This is a genomic window from Xanthomarina gelatinilytica (assembly GCF_000348685.1).
GTDB classification, from domain to species: Bacteria; Bacteroidota; Bacteroidia; order Flavobacteriales; family Flavobacteriaceae; genus Xanthomarina; species Xanthomarina gelatinilytica.
This window is the reverse complement of the sequence record NZ_ANLA01000009.1, coordinates 142,087-165,661: the sequence shown is the minus strand read 5'-3', so window position 1 is coordinate 165,661 and position 23,575 is coordinate 142,087. Positions and strand designations below refer to the sequence as shown.

At 34.1% G+C, this 23,575-nt stretch carries 24 protein-coding genes; 14 read left to right on the top strand and 10 right to left on the bottom strand.

What is annotated here, in order from left to right:
- Positions 1–116: 116 nt before the first annotated feature.
- Entirely contained in the window at positions 117–407 is a 291-nt protein-coding gene (locus D778_RS07070) for a GIY-YIG nuclease family protein (RefSeq protein ID WP_040491758.1), read from the bottom strand.
- Positions 408–782: 375 nt separating this feature from the next.
- On the opposite strand from D778_RS07070, the gene D778_RS07065 reads away from it, so the two are divergent.
- A complete protein-coding gene (locus D778_RS07065; RefSeq protein ID WP_007649135.1) occupies positions 783–1,481 on the top strand; it encodes a zinc metallopeptidase in 699 nt (232 codons plus the stop codon).
- 100 nt (positions 1,482–1,581) lie between these two features.
- Entirely contained in the window at positions 1,582–2,307 is a 726-nt protein-coding gene (locus D778_RS07060) for a Bax inhibitor-1/YccA family protein (RefSeq protein WP_007649134.1), read from the top strand.
- A 317-nt stretch (positions 2,308–2,624) separates the two neighbouring features.
- Here D778_RS07060 and D778_RS07055 read toward each other — a convergent pair whose 3' ends face one another.
- Both D778_RS07055 and D778_RS07050 read right to left on the bottom strand, forming a co-directional pair.
- Entirely contained in the window at positions 2,625–3,095 is a 471-nt protein-coding gene (locus tag D778_RS07055; RefSeq protein WP_007649133.1) for an Lrp/AsnC ligand binding domain-containing protein, read from the bottom strand.
- Positions 3,096–3,102: 7 nt separating this feature from the next.
- Positions 3,103–4,467, bottom strand: coding sequence for a saccharopine dehydrogenase family protein (locus tag D778_RS07050; protein WP_007649132.1), 1,365 nt, complete (start codon positions 4,465–4,467; stop codon positions 3,103–3,105).
- Positions 4,468–4,546: 79 nt separating this feature from the next.
- Here D778_RS07050 and D778_RS07045 point away from each other — a divergent pair, with 79 nt between their 5' ends.
- The 5 genes from D778_RS07045 to D778_RS07025 all read left to right on the top strand — a co-directional run bounded on the left by D778_RS07045 (position 4,547) and on the right by D778_RS07025 (position 9,990).
- Positions 4,547–4,942: a DUF423 domain-containing protein gene (locus tag D778_RS07045; protein WP_007649127.1), complete on the top strand. Its 396-nt coding sequence runs from the start codon at positions 4,547–4,549 to the stop codon at positions 4,940–4,942.
- A gap of 60 nt (positions 4,943–5,002) precedes the next feature.
- A complete protein-coding gene (gene pckA, locus D778_RS07040; RefSeq protein ID WP_007649125.1) occupies positions 5,003–6,613 on the top strand; it encodes a phosphoenolpyruvate carboxykinase (ATP) in 1,611 nt (536 codons plus the stop codon).
- Positions 6,614–6,863: 250 nt separating this feature from the next.
- Positions 6,864–7,655, top strand: a complete 792-nt coding sequence (locus D778_RS07035; RefSeq protein ID WP_007649124.1) for a T9SS type A sorting domain-containing protein — start codon at positions 6,864–6,866, stop codon at positions 7,653–7,655.
- A 195-nt stretch (positions 7,656–7,850) separates the two neighbouring features.
- The gene (locus D778_RS07030; protein ID WP_081602625.1) at positions 7,851–8,807 is read left to right on the top strand and encodes a T9SS type A sorting domain-containing protein; all 957 of its coding nucleotides are present in this window, start codon (positions 7,851–7,853) and stop codon (positions 8,805–8,807) included.
- Between the two features lie 208 nt (positions 8,808–9,015).
- Positions 9,016–9,990 carry a T9SS type A sorting domain-containing protein gene (locus tag D778_RS07025; RefSeq protein WP_007649122.1) on the top strand — a complete coding sequence of 325 codons (975 nt, stop codon included), beginning with the start codon at positions 9,016–9,018 and terminating at the stop codon, positions 9,988–9,990.
- Positions 9,991–10,060: 70 nt separating this feature from the next.
- On the opposite strand, the gene D778_RS07020 is transcribed toward D778_RS07025, so the two are convergent.
- Together D778_RS07020 and D778_RS07015 are read right to left on the bottom strand one after the other, a co-directional pair.
- Positions 10,061–10,810 carry a uroporphyrinogen-III synthase gene (locus tag D778_RS07020; RefSeq protein ID WP_007649121.1) on the bottom strand — a complete coding sequence of 250 codons (750 nt, stop codon included), beginning with the start codon at positions 10,808–10,810 and terminating at the stop codon, positions 10,061–10,063.
- A 13-nt stretch (positions 10,811–10,823) separates the two neighbouring features.
- A complete protein-coding gene (locus D778_RS07015) occupies positions 10,824–11,477 on the bottom strand; it encodes a DUF4271 domain-containing protein (protein ID WP_007649120.1) in 654 nt (217 codons plus the stop codon).
- A gap of 108 nt (positions 11,478–11,585) precedes the next feature.
- On the opposite strand from D778_RS07015, the gene D778_RS07010 reads away from it, so the two are divergent.
- From D778_RS07010 to D778_RS07000, 3 genes are read left to right on the top strand one after another with little or no spacing between them, the layout of a single operon-like run.
- Positions 11,586–12,311 (top strand): polyprenol monophosphomannose synthase, encoded by a 726-nt coding sequence (locus D778_RS07010; RefSeq protein ID WP_007649119.1) that lies wholly within the window; start codon positions 11,586–11,588, stop codon positions 12,309–12,311.
- A gap of 1 nt (position 12,312) precedes the next feature.
- Positions 12,313–13,653 (top strand): dihydroorotase, encoded by a 1,341-nt coding sequence (locus D778_RS07005; protein ID WP_007649117.1) that lies wholly within the window; start codon positions 12,313–12,315, stop codon positions 13,651–13,653.
- Complete coding sequence (locus D778_RS07000) at positions 13,654–14,109, top strand: DUF4296 domain-containing protein (protein ID WP_007649114.1); 456 nt, start codon at positions 13,654–13,656, stop codon at positions 14,107–14,109.
- Here the strand turns inward: D778_RS07000 and D778_RS06995 are convergent.
- Complete coding sequence (locus D778_RS06995) at positions 14,106–15,113, bottom strand: NAD-dependent epimerase/dehydratase family protein (protein WP_007649113.1); 1,008 nt, start codon at positions 15,111–15,113, stop codon at positions 14,106–14,108. The two genes, D778_RS07000 and D778_RS06995, sit on opposite strands and share 4 nt — an antisense overlap.
- Before the next feature lie 88 nt (positions 15,114–15,201).
- On the opposite strand from D778_RS06995, the gene tyrS reads away from it, so the two are divergent.
- The gene (gene tyrS / locus D778_RS06990; RefSeq protein ID WP_007649112.1) at positions 15,202–16,509 is read left to right on the top strand and encodes a tyrosine--tRNA ligase; all 1,308 of its coding nucleotides are present in this window, start codon (positions 15,202–15,204) and stop codon (positions 16,507–16,509) included.
- 101 nt (positions 16,510–16,610) lie between these two features.
- Here the strand turns inward: tyrS and D778_RS06985 are convergent, their stop codons facing one another.
- The 3 genes from D778_RS06985 to D778_RS06975 form a co-directional block, all read right to left on the bottom strand.
- Positions 16,611–17,591 (bottom strand): LuxE/PaaK family acyltransferase, encoded by a 981-nt coding sequence (locus D778_RS06985; RefSeq protein ID WP_007649111.1) that lies wholly within the window; start codon positions 17,589–17,591, stop codon positions 16,611–16,613.
- Between the two features lie 86 nt (positions 17,592–17,677).
- Positions 17,678–19,429 (bottom strand): DUF5689 domain-containing protein, encoded by a 1,752-nt coding sequence (locus D778_RS06980; protein WP_007649110.1) that lies wholly within the window; start codon positions 19,427–19,429, stop codon positions 17,678–17,680.
- A 115-nt stretch (positions 19,430–19,544) separates the two neighbouring features.
- A complete protein-coding gene (locus D778_RS06975; RefSeq protein WP_007649108.1) occupies positions 19,545–19,877 on the bottom strand; it encodes a T9SS type A sorting domain-containing protein in 333 nt (110 codons plus the stop codon).
- Between the two features lie 184 nt (positions 19,878–20,061).
- On the opposite strand from D778_RS06975, the gene D778_RS06970 reads away from it, so the two are divergent.
- Complete coding sequence (locus D778_RS06970; protein ID WP_007649105.1) at positions 20,062–20,745, top strand: response regulator transcription factor; 684 nt, start codon at positions 20,062–20,064, stop codon at positions 20,743–20,745.
- Positions 20,745–21,782: a sensor histidine kinase gene (locus D778_RS06965; protein ID WP_040491746.1), complete on the top strand. Its 1,038-nt coding sequence runs from the start codon at positions 20,745–20,747 to the stop codon at positions 21,780–21,782. Before D778_RS06970 ends, D778_RS06965 begins: the two co-directional genes overlap by 1 nt.
- Here the strand turns inward: D778_RS06965 and D778_RS06960 are convergent.
- Positions 21,756–22,811, bottom strand: coding sequence for a glycosyltransferase family protein (locus D778_RS06960; RefSeq protein WP_007649101.1), 1,056 nt, complete (start codon positions 22,809–22,811; stop codon positions 21,756–21,758). The genes D778_RS06965 and D778_RS06960 overlap by 27 nt on opposite strands.
- Before the next feature lie 87 nt (positions 22,812–22,898).
- On the opposite strand from D778_RS06960, the gene trmB reads away from it, so the two are divergent.
- Positions 22,899–23,573: a tRNA (guanosine(46)-N7)-methyltransferase TrmB gene (gene trmB, locus D778_RS06955; RefSeq protein WP_007649098.1), complete on the top strand. Its 675-nt coding sequence runs from the start codon at positions 22,899–22,901 to the stop codon at positions 23,571–23,573.
- The last annotated feature ends 2 nt before the right edge of the window (positions 23,574–23,575 follow it).

The following is a 23,575-nucleotide window of genomic DNA, read 5'->3' as shown; positions in this document are numbered from 1 at the left end:
GTGTCAGTTTGAATAATTTTTAATTTTTAAAACTGAAAATAGTATCTATAACCCCGTCAGTTCGAGTGATTTTCAGTTTCTTAAGAAACTGAAAATAGTATCGAGAACAGGTAAACCTATTTGAATTTCTTTTTAGCCAAATTAGGAAGTTTTTCAAATTCATTATTAATTAAAGCCTCTTTTTTTGCACGAGACCACTTTTTAATTTGTTTTTCACTATTAATAGCTAATCTAATATCTGTAAAATCGGCATAAAAAACCAACTCGATTGGTCTTCTTTTGTATGTGTAACTATCTTTATGTTTTCCAGATTGATGATCAAGAAGCCTTTTGTCTAAATTTGATGTAACTCCTGTGTAATAAGAATCATCAGAACATTTTAATATGTAGACGTAGGATAATCTCATAGATAAATATAATAAACTTCTCGATACAATTTTCTCGTACCTCGAAAACCACTCGAAGTGACGCAGTTAATACTAACGTCAGTTCGAGTGTTTGTTTTATTAGCGATAGCGAATAAAATAAATGTATCGAGAACACGAGTTCAATTTATAAAACAGAGCCTAACAATAAAACCAGCCCACGTGTCAGTTTGAATAATTTTTAATTTTTAAAACTGAAAATAGTATCTATAACCCCGTCAGTTCGAGTGATTTTCAGTTTCTTAAGAAACTGAAAATTGTATCGAGAACAAACAATAAACTGACAAAATTTCTTAACGAATATTTGGCTTGCTATTTGCTATATATCTCGTAATTTTATCTTTTAAAACAAAAAAAATGATTGGATATTATATTTTAATTGGAGCTATAGGCTTGGTAAGTTGGTTGGTTAGTAATCAGTTAAAAAAGAAATTTGCGTTCTACTCTAAAGTGCAATTGCGTAATGGCATGAGTGGTAAGGAGATTGCGGAAAAAATGCTATCGGATAATGGCATCTACGATGTGGAGGTTATTTCAACACCAGGACAGCTTACGGACCATTACAACCCAAAAAACAAAACAGTAAACTTAAGTGAAGCTGTTTACAATCAACGAAACGCAGCAGCAGCAGCAGTAGCAGCACATGAGTGTGGACATGCTGTACAGCATGCTCAGGCCTACAGCTGGTTGCAAATGCGTTCTACTTTAGTACCAATGGTTAGTGTTACCTCTGGCATGTCTCAATGGTTAATTATTGGAGGTTTGGTCTTAGGTGGTGCTGCAGGTATTGGCCTTGGTTGGTATGTGGCAGTTGCAGGTGTTCTTTTTATGGGCTTAGCTACTTTGTTTAGTTTTATTACTTTACCTGTGGAATACGATGCCAGTAACAGGGCATTGGCTTGGTTAAAAGCAAAAAACATGGTGACTCCTGAAGAGTATAAAGGGTCTGAAGATGCACTTAAATGGGCTGCAAGAACATATTTGGTTGCTGCAATTGGTGCTTTGGCATCTTTAATTTATTGGGCATTGCAAGTTTTTGGTGGCAGTAGGGACTAAGAATCAAAACACATATATATAAACCGAATGCTTTTTTATTAAGGCTTCGGTTTATTTTTTTGTTACATTTATCAAACTATAACCAATTAAATAATTATGTATGGAAAATCATCCTCAAAATCCGTTTGAACCTACCCAAACAAAAGTGTTGTTAAGTGCTTTGTCTGAAACAGATAGAGTGGCTTTTTATAAAAAAACCTATGCACATGTGGCAGGAGGTGTCTTGGTGTTTATATTGTTTGAATATTTATTGTTGCAAAGTGAAACCATAGTCAATTTTGCTTTGTCCATGACAGAAGGCTTTAAATGGCTCCTGATGTTGGGAGGTTTCATGTTCATTACCAACTATGCTGAAAAAATGACTTTAAAATCAACAGATAAGAACATGCAATATCTGGCCTATGGCTTATACATTTTTGCTGAAGCCTTTATTTTTGTGCCTTTAATTTATATTGCTGCATATTATATGGATTCCGGTCCAGAGTTATTGAATCAGGCTGCCATTGTAACCTTGGCATTGTTTACTGGATTATCGGCAGTGGTGTTTGTTACTAAAAAGGATTTCTCCTTTTTAAGAACAGGTTTAACCATAGGGTTTTTTATTGCTATTGGATTAATTATTGCAGGAACCTTATTCGGGTTTAATTTAGGGCTGTGGTTTTCTGTGGGTATGTGCCTTTTGGCTGGAGGTTCTATCTTATACCAAACATCAAACTTGGTAAACAAATACACAACAGCCGATTATATTCCTGCTGCCTTGGGCTTGTTTGCCTCATTAATGTTGTTGTTCTGGTATGTTTTAAGCATCTTTATGTCAAGGGATTAATTACATTTCAAAAATATTTAAAACCTTCAGCTATTTTAAACTGAAGGTTTTTTTATGCGCAAAAGGCTCATGTTTTCTTGCTTATAACTCTTTATAATCAGTTATATTATAACGTAAATACAATATGAATATACCGAGTATATGTTGAGTATATGTCGACTATATACCGACTTTATGTCGACTTTTACTTACAAATACATTGGCTTAGCCCCATATCAATTTAGTTGTAAAATGAAATTAAGAAAGTGTCCTGATTGATACCTACGAGAATTATAGTCTAAATAAAAGAGCTTTTGAAATTTCAAAAGCTCTTTTTATTATATTTTTATCTGCCTGTCTATTTGCTGATTTAAGGAAATAAAGGTTTCTGTTCTGGAAACCCCTTCAATGGATTGGATATCCTTATTCAACAAATGCATTAAATGTTCATTGTCTTTACAAAGTATTTTAATGAAAATGCTCCAGTTACCTGTAGTATAATGGCACTCCAAAACTTCTGGTATTTTTTGAAGTTGTTTTACGGCTTCTGGGTTGCTCATGGCCTTATCCAGATAAATACCTACAAAAGCCATAGTGGTATAGCCTAAAACTTTTGGATTGATTACAAATTTAGATCCTGAAATGATTCCAGACTTTTCAAGTTTGCGCAACCGTTGATGAATGGCTGCTCCAGATATCCCAACCTGTCTGGCAATTTCAAGTATGGGAGTTCTGGCATCATGCATTAAGGCGCGTAAAATAGCTTTGTCTATGCCATCTATTTCAATATTTTGGTTTACAACTTTCAAATGATGCTTATATATTTAATGGATTATAGCCTAAATAAGGCACATCGGTTTCAGTAAACGAAATTCCGTAAGCTTCTAATTCTTTTAAAATAGGATCATACACTTCTTTGGTTATAGGTATTTGAACGCCAGGAGTTACTATTTTTTCGTTTAGGATTGCTAAGGCTGCAATAGCAACTGGCAATCCAACGGTTTTGGACATGGCTGTATACACACGGTCTTCTCCTAAGGTAACCATGGTGGAATCTATTTGGTGTTTTTGTCCGTTAAGTTCATATCCAAACTTGTGGTACATTACAATCATGTCTTTTTCATGATCCTGTAGGGTCCAACTATCTTCCAATATTTTTTGCAATATTTGTGCAGGTGTTGCTTTTTTAAGACCTACCATTTTTTTATTGCTAAATAGATCCAACTCAATAAGTTTATCCCAAACAATATCGTCTTGGTCAATTTTTAAGGCGTGTCTGAATTTTAACTCGACTGAATCTGTTGGGCTATAAGGTAAGAAGGCGTTCACGAAATCACGATAGCTCATGTTTTCGCTGTCTTCAATATGGTATTCATCGTCTGTCATCCCTAACTGTACAAACATGTTCCAAGCCCTGGAAAACCCAACCCGACGCATGGTGCCTCTATAAAGGGTTTTAGCATTTTCCAAACCGTAAGCCGATTGGTATTTTAAGGAATCCCTGTTGGCGTAGGCTTCAAACCTGCCATAACCTTCTACATCCAAGAATTCGGTTCTTCTAAATAGCCTGTTGTATGGAATGTATTTATAAGTGCCTTCCTGTAAAAATTTAGCTGCACCACCTTGTCCTGCAACCACAACGTTTCTTGGATTCCAGGTAAACTTGTAATTCCATAGATTGTTATCACTTTCAGGGGCTACCAATCCACCAGTAAAAGATTCAAACAAAATAATGTTGCCACCTTTAGCTCTAATTTTGTCTATAACCTGCATGGCACTCATGTGGTCTATTCCAGGATCCACACCAATTTCATTCATAAAAATAAGGCCTTTTTCTGTGGCAGCCTTATCCAGTTTGTGCATTTCCTCACTCACATAAGATGCTGTAACCATGTTTTTGTTGTAGCTGATGCAATCTTTGGCAACTTCTATATGGTATCGAGCTGGCAACATGGAAATAACAATGTCTGAATTTTGAATAGCCTGCTCCCTGGATTTTTTGTCAAAAACATCCAGCATAATGGCCTGGGCATTGTCATGGTCTCCAATGAGTTTTTTGGCATGAGAGAAATTAACATCACCAACAATAATGAGTAAATTCTCTTCTTCCGATTTGTCTAATAGGTATTTTATAAGGTATGATGCGGATTTTCCTGCACCTATAATTAAAATCTTTCGCATAATGAGATTTGTTGAGTATTTTTGCAGCTACGAATGTAATAAATACTAAGGGTTTTAAAAACCCATAACCTTATTTTATATGAACAAAAAGATATTGATTTTAGCTGCCATTTTCGGAATTTTAAGTGTGGTTTTAGGAGCTTTTGCAGCTCATGGTTTAAAAGCATTGATTACAACACAGGCACTGCAAACCTTTGAGACTGGCGTAAGGTATCAAATGTATCATGCTTTACTGTTGCTGTTTGTTGGTAATTCTGCCTTTGTCAGCGAAAAATCCAAAAAAGCAATTTTTTATCTCATTCTTTTGGGCATATTGTTTTTTTCGGGTTCTATATACGGTTTGGCTACAAATGAACTTTCAGGTTTTAATTTTAAAAGCATTGGATTTATTACACCTATTGGGGGATTATTATTGATAGTTTCATGGATAATATTGTTAATAAACTTTTTAAAAATCAAAGGTGATAATTCCTAAAATAAGTGCTTACTTTAAAATAAAATTATAATTTTGCACTTTAAACAACACAAAATAATTATGGTAGATCATACCCAAGCATCCAATACCATTTCTCTGGAATCGTATGGAATTAAAAATGCCAAAGTACATTATCAATTAACTCCAAAACAACTTCACGACATTACCATAGCTAAAGGACAAGGTGTGGAAGCATCCTCTGGGGCCTTAGCTGTTAACACAGGAGAATTTACCGGAAGGTCGCCAAAAGATCGTTTTATTGTAAAGGACAGTATTACCGAAGATAAAGTGTGGTGGGGAAATATCAACATTCCTTTTGAATCGGATAAATTTCAAAAACTATACGATAAAGTAGTCGCTTATCTATCTAATAAAGAAGTTTTTGTTAGGGACAGCTACGCTTGTGCAGATGAAAAATATAAATTAAACATTCGTGTCATTAACGAGCAACCTTGGATGAACATGTTTGCTTACAACATGTTTTTGCGTCCAACAGAAGACGAATTAAAAAACTTTACGCCAGAATGGACCATAGTAAATGCACCAGGTTTTATGGCAGATCCTGAAGTAGATGGTACTAGACAACATAATTTTGCCATTTTGGATTTTACTAGAAAAATAGCATTGATTGGAGGAACAGGTTATACGGGGGAAATTAAAAAAGGCATTTTTTCTGCTTTAAATTTCATTCTACCTGTGTTCAAAAACACCTTGCCTATGCACTGTAGTGCCAATGTTGGAGAAGATGGAGATACAGCCATATTTTTCGGACTGTCTGGAACAGGAAAAACAACTCTTTCAGCAGATCCAGCCCGTAAACTTATTGGTGATGACGAGCATGGCTGGACCAACGAAAATACGGTTTTTAATTTTGAAGGCGGTTGTTATGCTAAGGTTATAAACTTATCTGAAGAAAACGAACCAGATATTTTTAACGCCATCAAACCAGGAGCCATTCTTGAAAATGTTATTTTGAACGATAAGGGAGAGGTTCAGTTTGATGACACGTCCATTACTCAAAACACACGTGTTAGTTATCCAATTTATCATATTAATAACATTCAGGTGCCTTCCATTGGCAAGAATCCTAAAAACATCTTTTTCTTAACTGCAGATGCTTTTGGGGTGTTGCCTCCAATTTCACGATTAACTCCTGGTCAGGCTGCTTATCATTTTATTTCTGGATATACAGCAAAAGTGGCTGGTACAGAAGCTGGAATTGATGAGCCTTTACCAAGTTTCTCTGCTTGTTTTGGAGCACCATTTATGCCACTGCATCCTACTAAATATGCCGAAATGTTAAGTGCCAAGATGAAAGAGGCTGGCGTTAATGTATGGTTGATTAATACGGGATGGACAGGAGGTCCTTATGGTATAGGTAGCAGAATTAAACTTAAATACACCAGAGCTATGATAAGTGCTGCTCTTAAAGGAGATTTAGATGAGGTGACTGATGAAACGTATAGAACACATTCTGTATTTGGCTTAAAACAACCTAGAACCTGTCCAGGTGTGCCAGATGAGGTGTTGAGTTCAAGAGCTACTTGGAACGATGATGAAGGCTATTACAAGGCTGCGTATAAATTATCGGAATCATTCAGGGAAAACTTTAAAAAGTTTGAAGAGTTTGCAAACGATGAAATTCTTGCAGGTGCTCCAAACGTAAGATAAACGTATTATTTTTCAGAGAAGAAAAAAGTCAGCCATGTAGCTGACTTTTTTATTTCTTAATAAATTCTAATTCTCGTGTTGTTTAAACCAAGCTATAATTGAATAAAATGCCGTTAATTTTTTATTTTCATACGTAAATTGAACTTAAAATGGATTAACTGCATAATAATTAGATGTATAAAGACAAATAAACTTGGTTTTTGTACTTTAAACAAGTAATTTTATTCTATAACTTTTAAACTATCGAACTATGAAGAAAACTACTTTTTTAATAGCAATATTATTTGCTTTTTACACCCAATTACATGCTCAATCCATGGTGAGCCCGGTTTCGGCAACTACGACTTTTACTCCAGATTATTCTACTAATCTCATCTATACTTATGATGGCTCTGGTTTAGTAACTCCAGGGAGTTTAACTTCTGATCATAGTGGAACAGATACAGTAAATAGTTTTGTTGCAAATGAAATTACTGGGACCATCGATTTTTATTTAGGAACATCATACGATATTGAAGGCTTGTCTTTTTGGAATCAAAATGCAGGTGGACCTTCAACAAGTGTTGGTGTGAATGGGGTTGCTTTTTATTACTCCTTGGATGGGACAGCTTATTTGCCTATTCCAGGGGCTCCAACTGTTTTTGCAGAAGTTTTTACCAATATTTCAGCTCCAGAACAATTTACATTTCCTGCTGTAAGTGCAGCTTATATTAGAATGGAAGTGCTTTCCAATCATGGAGATCCAGATGGAACTGGTTTTGCTGAAATTGCATTTCTAGGATCTCCAACATTAGGAGTAAACAATAATGAAGTATCTGCATTTTCAGTATACCCCAATCCAGCTTCAAACCATGTGGTAGTTTCTTCCAACATGGAAAAAGCTACTGTTGAAGTGTATGATATGACTGGAAAACAAGTTTTGAACAAAAACTTAAACCTAGGTGAAAATTCCATGGATGTGTCTGCCTTATCATCAGGTGTTTACTTAGCAAGATTTATTTCAGAAAATAAAGTGGATACAAAAAAACTCATTATAAAATAACAAGCATAATACAGAGATTTAAAAACAGAGCAGCCTAAAGCTGCTCTGTTTTTTTTTGCTATTTGTGATCTTTAAAACATTGGATGCAGAATCATGCTTTAGATTAAAAGATAAAAAATACTGTTATATAACCTATTGATTTTTTGGCATTAATAATTATTAAACTTAATTTTATGGTATATAAAATATAAAATCATGAAAAAAACTACTTACTTAATGATTCTATTTTTCGGATTTTGTTCTCTCACGTTTGCCCAATATACCTCAATACCTGATATATATTTTGAGCAACAATTGATAAATGATGGGATTGACTCCAATACGATAATAGATGGACAAATTTTAACTTCTGAAGCCAATAATTATTCTGGGGCTTTGGATATAGCCAATAGTGGTATTTCCGATCTAACAGGAATTGAAGCCTTTTTTAACATTACTAGCATCAACTTTAATTACAATACAGGAATTACAAGTGTGGATTTAACAAACAGTCCTTTGTTGACAAGCATCACAGGAACTGGCTGCTCTGGTTTAACATCCATAAATGTTACAGGTCTAGTAAATGTTACAGAAATGCAATTCGCAAATGCAAGTTTGCTTTCGCTGGATGTAACTACCAATACAGCTCTTGAGACTTTAAATATTAGAAAAAACAGCGTTACCTCTTTGGACTTAAGCCAAAACGGTATGTTAACCTCTGTGAATGTTAAACAAAATGGTCTGACATTTTTAGATATGCGAAATGGTAACAATACAAATGTCACCTTATTTAACGCAGATACAAATCCAGCGTTACAATGTGTCTTTGTAGATGATGCTTCAGACCCAAATTTGGTACCACCAGTTTGGATAAAAGATAATTTAAGCACATATGTAAGTTCTGAAGCTGAATGTAACACTTTATCTTTAAATTCAATAAATGAGGTGTCTTTTGACATGTATCCAAACCCGGTTAACAACACGCTATACGTGAGTTCAAAATCCAGTCATGCAGTCGTGCAAATCTACAACATCACTGGAAAAGTGATTTTAACCAAAACATTGACTCAAGGTGAAAATGTGGTGAATGTTTCTGCCCTCTCATCTGGCGTTTACTTAGCTAGATTTATATCAGACAACAAAGTGGATACAAAGAAATTAATTATAAAATAAGTACAATTCCTTATAAAAAAAAGTTAGAGAGAGCAACCCATAAAAGGTTGCTTTCTTTTTTTAAGGCTTGTAGATGTGTTTTTGTTTTATTGGTTCTTAGGCATATTTTAGTTTAAAGTGTTAATTATCAGGATATACTACCATGTAATTTTTTGGAGGTATTATATGGATATCTTAGATTTATAGTAACAAACTTCAAACTATAATCATGAAAAAAATCATTTATTTTTTTATTGCCGCAGTTGCGTTTCATTACAGCAGCTACGCACAATATACAGCTATTCCAGATGGCAACTTTGAACAGAAATTAATCAGTGGTGGCATTGACACAAATCCTGTAGCAGACAATCAAATCTTAACTGCAGATGCCATGGCTTTTACAGGAGAGCTCAATATTGCCAACAGTGATATTGCAGATATATCAGGAATTGAGGCCTTTCTTAATATTACGGGAATTAACTTTAACTACAATCCAGATATTTCCAGCGTCAATTTATCCAACAACACTTCTTTACTAACAGTATCAGGCGTTGGTTGTGCTAACTTGGCTTCCGTAAATGTATCTGGATTAGCAAACCTAACCACATTAAATTTAAGGAGTTGTGGCTTAACTTCTATAGATTTAAGTACCAATGTGGCTTTGGAAACTTTAAACCTTAGAAAAAACAATCTTGTAAGTTTAGATTTAAGTCAGAATGTAGTTGTTAAAGATGTTGATCTTAAATTAAATAATCTGAGTATTATAGATATAAGAAATGGCAATCAAGCTAATATGTTACATTTTGATTGTGATGGAAATTCAAGCTTGACCTGTATGTTATTTGATGATGCATCACTAATAGATAGAGATGCGCATATTGTATGGTTTATTGATGATTTATGTGCATGCTTGGTTGATAATGAAACAGAATGTACCACGTGTTTGAATACTTTAAATACAAATGAAACAGCCAAAATGGCCTTTAATATGTATCCAAACCCGGTAAATGGTGCACTGCATATTGAAAGCTATGTGAATGAGGCTGATTTAACCATATGCAGTATTACGGGTAAAGTGCTCCTAACAACTCATTTAACGAAATACGATAATATAATTGATGTTTCTGGTTTAGCTTCTGGAATGTATTTGGCAAGATTTAGTACAGAACACCAATTGGACACTAAAAAATTAATGATTAAATAAGCAGTTTTTTTAATCCTAACAAAAAAGCAACCCATAGGTTGCTCTTTTTGTTATATTCCATTAAAGTAATTTATTTCTTTTTGTTTACTTCGTTAATATATTTCTCTAAAGCCATGGTCATGGAAGGGGTTTCAGGCGTTGGAGCAGCAATGTCCACACGTAATCCTTTTTCTTCGGCAGCTTTAATGGTAGTATTTCCAAAAACAGCAATACGTGTGTCGTTTTGTTTGAAATCCGGGAAATTATGGAATAAAGAATCTATTCCAGAAGGACTGAAAAACACTAATATGTCGTAATACACATCTGCTAAATCAGATAGGTCGCTTATTACAGTTCTATAAAAAATGGCTTTTTTCCAATCTACTTTAAGTTCGTCCAATATTTTAGGGACTTCTGGTTTTAGTTTATCGGTAGTTGGAAGCAAAAAAGTTTCATCTTTATATTTCTTTATTAAAGGCGACAACTCGGCAAAATTACGTTTCCCAACATATATTTTACGTTTTCTGTAAACTACATACTTCTGTAGATAATAGGCAACAGCTTCAGATTGGCAAAAATATTTCATAGTATCAGGCACTTTAAAGCGCATTTCCTCTGCAACTCTAAAGTAGTGATCTACAGCATTTCTGCTGGTTAAAACAATGGCTGTGTAATTTTTTAAATCAACTTTTTGTAATCTTATTTCTTTTGCATCAACTCCTTCGACATGAATAAAAGGTCTAAAGTCTATTTTAACTTTTTGCTTTTCCTGAAGATCAAAGTAAGGCGAATTTTCGATTTTAGGTTCCGGTTGAGACACTAAAATTGTTTTCACTTTCATAGGCTAGTATGTATTAAACTTTGGTTTCTATAAAAACCTTATATAAAATAATATAAGGTCCAATTTCAAGTGCGCAAAGATATAAAATAAAATAGAAAAAATCTCTTTTAATTAAATTAAGATTTGATTTGTAGGAAGTAAGCAAACCTATAATGTTTATAACGGTTAATAAGATAATAACGGTTAAAACTATGGCCTTATTTGGTGTCATGCTGAAAAGTAAAAGCACATTGATGGGAATAAGTGCCAACCCCAAGTAATTTTTATAACTGGTTTTTTGAAATAGGTATTTGTCCATTAAATTATCTATGCTAAAAAGACTGCCTATAAGTCGTTCCAACAAAACTTTAATCAATATAAATACACCAATACCAAACATGAACTTAAATATTAAAGCAACAGACATTTCTATGCTTTCAAATAAGGTGTTGTAACATATGAAACCAAAAATTGAAGCAGAAAACAGTAAATTTAAGAACAGCAAACCATCAAATAAATCAATGAATTTTTGATCTTTGGAATATACTTTCAAATAGCTGGAATTGATTAATATGGAGGCAAAATGATTGAATCTTTTTTCAAACAATAATTTTGCGATAGCCACAAAAACCAAGCTAACTACAATTAAGATGATAAAAAAATCGTTTGTGGATGTAGGACGTATCATCTTGTAAAATTATTATAAAAAATAATAGATATTTCATATTTTTTAAGGAATATTTAAAAAACTATCTCTTTTAAATAGATTACATTTGTTGAAATTATATACTTTTTAATGAACGACGCCATTGTTATTATTCCAACCTACAATGAAATTGAGAATATTGAAGCTATTATAAAAGCCGTCTTTTCTCAAAGTAAAGAATTTCATATTTTAGTGGTCGATGACAATTCACCGGATTTAACAGCCAAAAAAGTAACCGAATTACAACAAGAATTTCAGAAAAACCTGTTTTTGCTTAATCGTAAGGAAAAAACAGGATTGGGAACGGCATATATTGCAGGTTTTAAATGGTGTTTGTCTAAAGGGTACAAGTATATTTTTGAAATGGATGCCGATTTTTCTCACGATCCCAACGATTTAATAAAGCTTTACAACGCTTGCCATGTAGACGGAGCAGATGTGGCCATAGGCTCCAGGTATATTAAGGGCGTGAATGTGGTCAATTGGCCTATGAGCCGAATTTTACTGTCTTATTTTGCCTCAAAATATGTCAGGTTCATTACCAGAATGAAGATTGAAGACACCACAGCTGGATTTGTTTGTTACAAAAGAGCTGTTTTGGAAGCCATTAATTTGGATAAGATAGAGTTTGTGGGCTATGCCTTTCAAATTGAAATGAAATTTAAAGCCTATTTAAAAAAGTTTCAAATTGTTGAGGTTCCAGTTATTTTTACAGACCGAAAAAGAGGGAAATCAAAAATGAGTGGAGGCATCATCTCCGAAGCCATTTTTGGTGTCATTAAAATGAAATTAAAAAGTATTTTCAATAGCAAATAACATGAGCAACATACTAATTAAGAATGCTAAAATAGTTAATGAAGGACAGATTTTTGAAGGAGACATTCTTATTGAAAACGACATCATTAAAGAGGTTTCCAATTCCATAAGTGCCAAATCCTCTAATGTAAAAATTATCGATGCCGAAGGAAACTATGTCATTCCAGGAGTTATAGATGATCAAGTGCATTTTAGGGAACCTGGTTTAACGCACAAGGCAACTATTGAAACCGAATCCAAAGCTGCCATTGCTGGAGGTATTACTTCGTATATTGAGATGCCAAATACCAACCCACAAACCACAACCATAGAGGCTTTAAACGAGAAGTTTAAAATAGCATCCGAAACCTCTTATGCCAATTATTCTTTTATGTTTGGTGGCACAAACGATAATTTAGAGGAAATTTTAAAAGTAAACCCTAAAGAAGTTGCTGGTTTAAAATTGTTTTTAGGCTCCTCTACCGGAAATATGCTAGTGGATAATCCGGAAGTATTGGAAAATATATTTTCCAGTACAGATATGATAATTTCTGTGCATTGTGAAGATGAAGCAACCATTAAAGCCAACCTGGAAGTGTATAAAAAGGAATATGGAGACAATATTCCTATAAAGCTTCATCCACATATTAGAAGTGAAAAGGCCTGTTATATTTCTTCTTCTAAAGCCATAGAATTGGCAAAAAAAACAGGAGCTAGATTGCATGTGTTTCATTTATCCACTGGAATTGAAACCAAACTGTTTTCAAATAAAATACCATTAAAAGACAAAAAAATAACTGCCGAAGTTTGTGTTCACCATTTGTGGTTTAGCGAAGAGGATTACGATACTAAAGGGACATTGATAAAATGGAATCCAGCTGTTAAAACCGCAAAAGATAGGGAAGAATTATGGAAAGCCTTTTTGGACGGAAGAATAGATGTCCTGGCTACAGATCATGCACCACATACCCTAGAAGAAAAAAAACAAGTGTATACCAAAGCACCTTCTGGAGGACCTTTGGTTCAGCATGCCTTAGTGGCCATGTTGGAGGCTCATCATAAAGGTAAAATCTCCATGGAAAAGTTGGTGGAAAAAATGTGCCACAATCCAGCCATCCTATTTCAAATTGAAAAAAGAGGCTTTATAAAAGAAGGGTATTTTGCCGATTTGGTTATTGTAAACCTAAACAACCCTTGGACCGTAAACAAACAAAACATATTGTATAAATGTGGCTGGTCGCCTTTCGAAGGAACAGCTTTTAAATCCAGGGTTACCCATACCATATTAAATGGTCATTTAGTATATGAGAATTCTAAGTTTAGTGCTACCAAACATGGAAAACGACTAACATTTAACAGATAAATGAAAAACATATTCATTGCCATAACGCTTTTTTCACTTATAACTTCCTGTTATGATGCCGAAAAACCCAAGAAACCTGAAAACCTTCTTTCCAAAGACAAAATGGTAGAGGTTCTATTGGATGTGTCCCTGTTGAATGCTGCAAAAGGTATTAACAAATCCATCCTGGAAAAAAATGGAATTGTACCAGACTCTTATGTTTATGACAAACATAACATAGACAGTTTACAGTTTTTAAACAGCAATAATTATTATACATATTATATAAACGATTATCAGGAAATTATTAATAAAGTAAACGACAGTTTAAAAACTTTAAGAACTAAATATAATGTGCTGTATGAAAAAGAAAAGTACGAAGAGAAAAAATTAGATTCCATAAAACGATCCAAGCGTAAAAATAAAGGCTTTATTAAAGAAGACATTATCCCAACTAAAACCTTGGAAAATAATTAATGCTCTTTTAAAAAAATGCCAGCAACCTCTTTAATGCTTTTTTCAAGAGGTTTAAATTGATAGTTCAATTGGGTTTTTAGTTTAGTATTATCGTAAACCGATTTAGAATTTAATGTATGGACCAGTTGTTTGCTCAATCGTCTTCGTTTTCCTGTTAATTTGTGTTTCAACCAATCCAATCTCCAGCCCATTTGCAACAACAAAGAACTGGCTTTTTTTGAAGGTGCTTTAACATTTAAGGAAGTTGCTATTTTGTCAATAAATTGTTTATAGGGCCAATTTTCAGAAACCAAGATAAAGCGTTCGTTTTTAATAGGACTCTCCATAAGTTTCATCATAGGCAATACAACATCTTCTATACCCACATATCCAGTTACCCCTTTGGTATAAAAGGGTAAACCGTTGTAAACTTTTTTAAAGATATTGCCACTTCCGTAGTTCCAGATTCCTGGACCAATAATCACACCTGGATTTACTATTACAGCATCTAAACCTTCTTGTGTGCCTCGCCAAACTTCCATTTCTGCACCATATTTTGTGATACTATAAACACTGTTGTCAGCTTCTGGGTTCCAAAGCGTCAGTTCATTTAAAGTATCTTTACTTGTAGCGCTGCCAATAGTAGCAACAGAGCTTACATAACACAGTTTTTCAATTTTATTCGCGATACTTAGGTTAACTATGTTTGCTGTGCCTTCAATATTGGTTTTTCTCAATAAGTGGTATTTATCAGGTTCAAAAGACACAAAAGCAGCAGCATGGTAAACATGTGTTATTCCTTTAAAGGCTTCTGTTAAAAGAGGAATGTCCAACAAATCTGCTTCAACCCAATCAATTTTATTGAAAAGGATATCTGGGTTTTCAGAATAATAGGAAAAGATTTTTTTTGTTAAAGCGAGTTTGTTCTTATTCCTATAAATTGCCCTTACAGGATTGTTGTTTGTTGTTAATTGGTACAGTAGATGCGAACCAACCAATCCAGTGCCTCCAGTTACTAATATCATAAAACTAAAATAAAGAATTATTAATAAAGAGAGAGTAATTATTCATTGATTTTTATCTTTGCCGCAATTAAATATTAAAACAGAAATAATGACCAATAAATTTGTTGAAGAGCTACGTTGGAGAGGTATGGTACACGATATCATGCCTGGAACTGAAGAACAATTAAATAAAGAGAGCACAACTGCTTATATAGGGTTTGATCCTACTTCAGATTCTTTGCATATTGGTAGTTTGGTTCCTATTATTTTATTGGTTCATCTTAAAAAAGCAGGTCATAAGCCCATAGCCTTGGTTGGAGGTGCCACTGGAATGATTGGGGACCCTTCAGGGAAAAGTGATGAGCGCAATTTACTGGATGAAGAAACATTGAACAAAAATGTACAGGGAATTAAAAATGTCCTTTCAAGGTTTTTGGATTTTGATTCTAAAGAGGAAAATGCACCTGTTTTAGTTAATAATTACGATTGGATGAAAAACTTTTCATTCATAGACTTTGCTAGAGACGTCGGGAAGCGTATTACAGTAAACTATATGATGGCTAAGGATTCGGTAAAAAAACGATTTTCCGGAGAAGAAGGCAATGTAGGCATGTCTTTTACAGAGTTTACCTACCAACTTATACAAGGTTACGATTTTTACCATTTGCATAAACACTACAACTGCTTGCTGCAAATGGGTGGAAGTGACCAATGGGGAAACATCACTACAGGAACCGAATTGGTTAGACGTATGAATGTGGGGAAGGAAGCCAAAGCTTTTGCCATGACTTGTCCTTTGATTACCAAAGCCGATGGTTCTAAATTTGGAAAAAGTGAAGGTGGTAATATTTGGTTGGATGCAGACAAGACCTCTGTGTATAAATTTTATCAGTTTTGGTTGAATACTAGCGATGAAGATGCCGAAAAATATATAAAAATTTTCACCTTTTTAGATAAAGAAACCATAGAAGCTCTAGTGGCAGAACACAAACAAATGCCACATATGCGTTTGTTGCAAAAACGTTTGGCAGAAGAGGTGACCACCTTTGTGCATTCCAAAGCCGATTTTGAAAATGCTGAGAAAGCCTCGAACATACTGTTTAGTAAATCGTTTAAAGATGATATCAAAACCTTGGACGAAAAGACCTTTTTAGATGTTTTTGAAGGAGTGCCACAAGCCGAAATCCCTCAAACAGATTTAAATGAAGGCCTGGATATGATTGCGGCCCTTTCAGCTAAAACAAATTTCTTGGCATCCAATAGTGAAGCCAGAAGGGCATTAAAGGAAAATGCCGTATCCGTAAACAAAGAAAAAGTAACAGAAGATTACCAGCTTACAGCTAACGATTTAATAAACAACAAGTATATCATTTTAAATAAAGGAAAAAAGAACACCTATATTATTAAAGTGATTTAAAGTAAAAAGCGTCCCAAAATATTGGGACGTTTTGCTTTTTTATATAAACGGGTTTATTCCTTTTTTTAGATAATTCAGTTAGTGTAATTAGTGCTTAAAACTTATAAGGCCATCAAGTTACAACCTCTAATATCAGAATTGTCGAATCTTCCAATAATTTCAAAGTTGCCATTTTTATATACACGACCCAAATCTTGCGTAGCAATAAAAGAACAGGAATTTACATTGGCCAAATCTATAATATTGATGCCTCCAGTTTTATTGTTATCTAAAATTGTTAAGGCATCTTCAGTATCTCTGGCAAAAACCTTCATGGTCTTGGAACATTCAAAAACACCATTTCCTTTGGAATAAGCTTGACTCAATAATTCAGTCATGCCATATTCACTGTGTATTTGTTTTGTCCCAAACCCTTTTTTAAGTCTCTCATGAAGTTCTTCCCTAACCAGTTCTTTACGTCTGCCTTTCATGCCACCTGTTTCCATTACTATGGTGTTCTTTAATTGAAATGGATGTTGTTCAATTAAATCCAAAAGGGCAAAAGACACACCTATTAACAGGACGTTTTCATTAGCAATTTCCAGCTGAATTAACGTGTCTTTTAATTCTGTAAGGTTATCTAAATAAAATCCACTTTTAGGTTTTTTGGATTGTTTTATTAAAGCGTCCACCATATAAATTAAGGAAGAACCATCACGCTCCAAATAACTTGGCAATAAGGCCAAAACAGTATAATCTTCTATGTTTCCATAAAACTGTTCAAAGCCTTGATTAAAACTTTTTTCGTAAATATTTAAATCTGTAACATAATGTTTGCTGGTGGTGCTTCCGGTTGTACCAGAACTAGTGAATGTTTTCTCTACGGCTTGATTAGAACTCAAGATCTTATGCGTTTTAAAAAATTGGATAGGGAGAAAGGGAATCTCCTTTAAAGAGCATACATCACTAGGGTTGATGTAGAGTAAATCGCAAAAGGAACGGTACACAACATTGTTTTCAAATTGAAAATTGAAAATTTTAAAAGCCATGTCTTCGAATGTGGCTTCTGACTGTAATTGAAAAATGCCTGTTGTGTCTATCATGTTAAATCAAGTCTCAACAAAAGTATGTAAAATAAAAAAGCGTTACCAATTTTGATAACGCTTTTAAAATTTATACTAATAAATGATTATTTCACCACTAACTTTTTAGTGATAACTTGTCCATTTTGAGAAATCTTCATAATGTAAACACCAGTTGTTAAGGTAGACACATCCAATCTATTGTTGTTTACAGTGTTATTCAATACTTGTTTTCCTAAAATATCAAAAACAGCTACGTTAATAATATCGTTGGTCTTACTGGTAATGTTAACATAACCTGTAGATGTTGGGTTTGGATATACATTGAAATCAGTCAATTCATAAGCTGACGTAGATAAAGTCAAATCATTTAATGATCTAGCACTAATTTGTGGTGCACCACCAAATTCAGCTATTAAGCCAACTAATGGTAAAGTTCCAGAAGGAATAGTTTCTCCAATATAATCAGCTTCATTAAATGGTCTAAAAACCATTGTTCCAGTAGAAGGATCAGTAATGTCATAATTAGTACTTGTAGCAAATGTGCCACCAGCATCTGTAAAAGATGTGTTGTTTATTTGTACCAATTCAGACTCATAAGTTTCCCATCCAGTCAATAAATCTGTAATAGTTACAACTTGAGGTGTAACAGTTGTACCAGTTGTAACAGATGCGTCTGTTATAGGTATTAACTGAAGTACCCCATTAAATTCAGACGCTTGCCCCATTAAACCAGACATACCGTCTCCAATAGCAAAAGTAGTAGAAATATTACCAGCTGCATCATCAATTAATATACCAGCAGTAACGTCTTGGATATACTTTTGGTTTCTATTGGATCTTGTGTAGGTTACAGTGGGAGTACTTGATAATTGATAATAAGCTCCAGCTCCATTAGCAACATAATCTGCTCTTAAAGCAGCTAAATCAGCTACTACAGTTGCAGATGCAACAGAGAAGTTAACAGTAGCATTAACAGCAGGAGAAATAGGTGCGTGCGCATTATCTACCAATTGCATAAATATTGTATAAGATTGTCCATCTGCAACGGATATACTTTCATCATTTGTGTCATATTTCATTGATTGCGCATTTCCGTTAATGGTCCAATGGATATGTCCATCGAAACCACCGGTTGTTGGACCGACATTAAAGTTTTGCACATTAATGGATAGGTTTACACTTGTTGTTCCCGGTATTAATGTAGCACCTTCGCCAGGTGTTAAAATGTTTAAAGTAGGTTCTGTAGAACCAGTTGTTGTGTATACACCAATTCCACCCATCAATGTTTCAAATGCATCTGATCCACCTTGACATATTCCCAGACCATCTAAAGTTCCAGCACCTCCATAATTCCAATTAGCTTCAATGAAACCACCATCAGGTCCTGTTCCATTAACTCTAGTAGCATAAGAATCAGCATATTCCCAAGATTCGCCACTACCATCAACATCACTTACACCATATTGATCAATTACTGTAGAATCAGAAGTTAATACAATTCTAATTCTATCATCACCGTTCAAATTCATGGTGTTTGAAATTAAAATATTAGCTGAAGCTAAAGAAGGAAATTCACTAATTATAGCGTCTGCACTGCCTGATGTAGTGACGTATACAAAATCATCTACTACAGTTCCTAAGCTTGATAAATCTTGAGAGTTTCCCCATGTGGTGTTGGCATTGGTTTGGTTTTCTAAGCTATATAAAGAAAAGTCAACTGCACCATTTGCATAAATTTCTAATAATTTTGGGTTTCCTCCAGAACAATCTCCATCTACAATGGAAGTGATAATTGGTGATTGTGCAAAAGAAGAAAAGCCAATGAGAGCTAATAATAAAAAGTAAATTTTTTTCATAATTGATTATTTATATATAAAATTAGGTTAGCAAATATAAGAATTTATTGACTAAAAATAATTAGAATCCATAATTAATTGGCTATTTTACAATTATATAACACTAAAGCTATAATTACCTAATAACAAGTTTTCTAGTAGTAGAGATGTTGTTTTCGGTTACCTTAATAATATAAACCCCAGCTTTTAACTTGGAAACATTCAGCTCTTTTTGTAAAAGGGTAACCGTTAGGATGCTTTTACCCAAAACATTGTAAATCTCAATGTGTTTTGGGGCATTGTTTTTTGAAGTAATATAGACCTTTCCCGTACTTACTGGATTGGGATAAATGGAAAGGTTCTCAATATCCGAAGGTTCGTTTAAAACCAAATCGTTAGACTGGCCAAATCCCTTAAATGCGAGCAAGCCAATAACCAATGTTAGAATGTAAACGTATTGCTTTTTCATAAAAAATGGATTTATATAAAGTTACTAAATAATGTCAAAAAATGTACCAAAAAAATGTTAAACCTGCTTTTTTTGTTAAAGCAATGTATGCTCAGTGTTACCTAATTGTTATTTGTCTGTGTTTAAGTTTAAAGTAATTATCAATAATAGTATCTTTACCTAGCAAAAAAGAAATACGAATTATATGAATGAAAAGGATATAAAAATTCTTTTGGTTGATGACGAACCAGATATTTTGGAAATAGTTGGTTACAATCTGTCTAATGAAGGCTATCAAGTTTTTACTGCCGAAAACGGTATTAAAGCCATAAAAAAAGCTAAAAAGGAAAAACCTCAGTTAATTATACTGGATTTAATGATGCCAGATATGGATGGGATTGAAACCTGCGAAAACATAAGGAACATCCCAGAACTGAACAATACCGTAATTACCTTTTTAACTGCCAGGGGAGAAGATTATTCTCAAGTGGCAGGATTTGATGCTGGTGCAGACGATTATATTACCAAACCCATTAAGCCTAAATTACTGGTAAGCAAGGTAAAAGCCCTTTTAAGGCGTTTTAAAGACGATGAGGTGGAAGAGGCAGTAGTGAAAATAGGCCAACTCATTATTAATAGGGAAGCCTATAAAGTCACCTATAAAAACAAGGATATAGTCCTGCCCAGAAAAGAATTTGAATTACTGTCTCTATTAACTTCCAAACCAGGAAAGGTTTTTAAACGAGAAGAGATTTTGGATAAAGTTTGGGGAAATGAAGTGGTTGTTGGAGGAAGGACCATAGATGTACATATTAGGAAACTTCGGGAAAAAATAGGCGATACATCCTTCAAGACCGTTAAAGGTGTAGGTTACAAGTTTATCGACTGATGCAGAAACTTAAAAAAACATATAAATTCGCTATTAAAACAGCGTTGTATATTACTGTTTCAACAACACTCTTATTGGGTGTTTTTTTGTTTGCTACGGGAAACTTAACTTCATTGATCCTTTTGTTTGCAGTAGTTTGTTATTTCGTGAGTTTTTTTATTATTCAATATAGGGCCGAACGTTTTATTTACAGACGTGTAAAAAAAATCTACGACGACCTAACTTTGTTGGAATCCACCTCTTTAACAAAAAAACCAATCACAACCGATATGGCAACACTTACCAAGGAAATTGATAAGTATGCCAGAGATAAAAAATTGGAAATTGAATCCCTTAAGATTAGGGAAGCCTATAGAAAGGAGTTTATAGGGAATGTGTCCCATGAATTAAAAACGCCACTATTTACGGTTCAAGGCTATTTGCTGACTTTAATTGATGGTGCCATTAACGATAAAAAAATCAGGGAGAAGTATTTAAACAGAGCCAATAAAGGTGTGGAAAGGCTTATCTATATTGTAAAGGATTTAGATATGATCACCAAATTTGAAGCAGGCGATTTAAGACTGAACATCACTACTTTTGATATTGTTGAATTGATAAAAAGCGTCTTCGATCTTCTTGAAATGAAAGCTTCAAAGAAAAAAATCACTCTCACCTTTGATATGGATTACAACAAACCCATTTTGGTAAATGCCGATTTTGAACGTATCCAACAGGTCATAACCAATCTGGTTGTAAACTCCATAAAATACGGAAGGGAAAAAGGCACTACAGAAATTAGTATAGAAAATTTAATAAAAAATAAGGTCATTGTCCGGATAACCGATAATGGCGAAGGCATTGCCAAAGCAAATTTAGCTAGGGTTTTTGAGCGTTTTTACAGAGTGGATAAAAGTGGCTCCAGAAAAGAAGGTGGCTCTGGTTTAGGACTATCTATAGTAAAACATATTATTGAAGCCCACGACGAAAAAATTTATGTAGAGAGCGAACTTGGTGTTGGAAGCGAGTTTTCATTCAGTCTTGAAAAGGCCGAATAGTTTTTTGTAGTTTAACTCATATCCAAAATCGTTCAACCCTTTATAATCAATTACTCTTTCAAGCTCTTTTAAGTCAAAATCTTCTTGATTGCAATAAGGTGCCAAGCCTTGCCTGTCCAATCTTTCAGCTAAATATTCTTGTTCAAATTGCCCAGGAGTAGGGATAAAAAAGGCCTGCTTTCTTAATTTGGTCAAATCCATAATGGTTGTATAACCAGACCTAGAAATAATTAATTTGCTTTGGTTTAAAGATGTTTCCAACAAGTCACTGGTCATAAAATTATAAACAGTCATGTTATTTATTTGCTCCTTTTTTTGGTGTTTCTCTACAATACCTTTTATAAATAAAACAGAACCTGAAAATAATTTAAACATGTTTAATAATTTTTTCTCAAGTAACGATCGTTGAGGTTCTGGACCAGAAAGCAATACCATCACCTCATATTTGATGGGACATTCTTTTTTTACAAACCTACTTATTGGGCCAATATATTTTATAGGAATCTGGTTAGTGTCCATATGGCCAAGCTTGCCACTTAAATTGGGAGTGCCATGGTAATCTGGAACCCAACATTCATTAAACTGCTTCATAGCCTTTAAATGAAGCTTGGTGCTAATCCATGTGGTAGTCCCACTTAAAACCTGTAGTTGGTGTGTGATAAATACGCAAGGAACAAGCTTATTGTAAACTCCCAATCTATTATCCGAAACAATGCCATGGATGTTTTCTGTTTCTATAAGCTGTTTTACAATTTTTTTTTCAGCTTTTATGGCGTTAAGCAATTTGGGTGCGCGTTGTAAGAGTTTCAGTTTAAACAAATGCTTGTTTTTTGCATACCTAATGTGGTAGGATGGCAGCTCAAAACTGTCCAATCCTGGAAATTCTTTTCTTAAAAGCTCCAGTGCATAACCATCACTAGCTATTACAGGTGTGAATTGCTGTTGGATTAAAGCTTCAATAATTGGGATGCATCTGGTTGCATGGCCCAATCCCCAATTTAAAGGCGCAACTAAAATTCGTTTGTTCATATACGTAAAAACAAAGATAAGGATATTAACACTTGCATATATTTCCTTAATTTTACCGAATGATATTTTAATTGTAAAATTTATTACGTGGGAAGTAAAAATAAATTAAAACGCTTTAAGGAAAACGAAACGTTTGAAAATGTATTTCAGCCCAAAAGGGATGAATTGGTAAACAATCAATTTCCCTTAAAGGGAAACTGGAACAAAACCTATTTTAAAAACAGCAATCCCTTGGTATTGGAATTGGGCTGTGGCAAAGGGGAATACACAGTTGCATTGGCAAAGAAATATCCAAATAAAAATTTTATTGGTATCGATATAAAAGGGGCCAGGTTTTGGCGAGGGGCCAAAACAGCTTTGGAAGAAGGTTTACCAAATGCAGCGTTTTTACGTACACAGATAGAACTGGTTGATGATGCTTTTGCAAACAATGAAGTGGATGAAATTTGGATTACTTTTCCAGACCCTCAGATTAAGTATAAGCGAACCAAGCACAGAATGACCAATTCAGGGTTTTTAAAACGTTATAAAAACATATTAAAACCAGATGGTGTAGTAAACTTAAAAACCGATAGCGAGTTTATGCATGGCTATACACTTGGATTGCTCCATGGCGAAGGACATGAGGTGCTTTATGCCAACCATAATGTGTATAAACAGGAAGGCAGCCCAGAAGATGTGACTGGCATTCAAACATTTTATGAGAGCCAATATTTAGAACAAAACAAACCAATTACGTATATTCGATTTAAAATCAAGTAAAT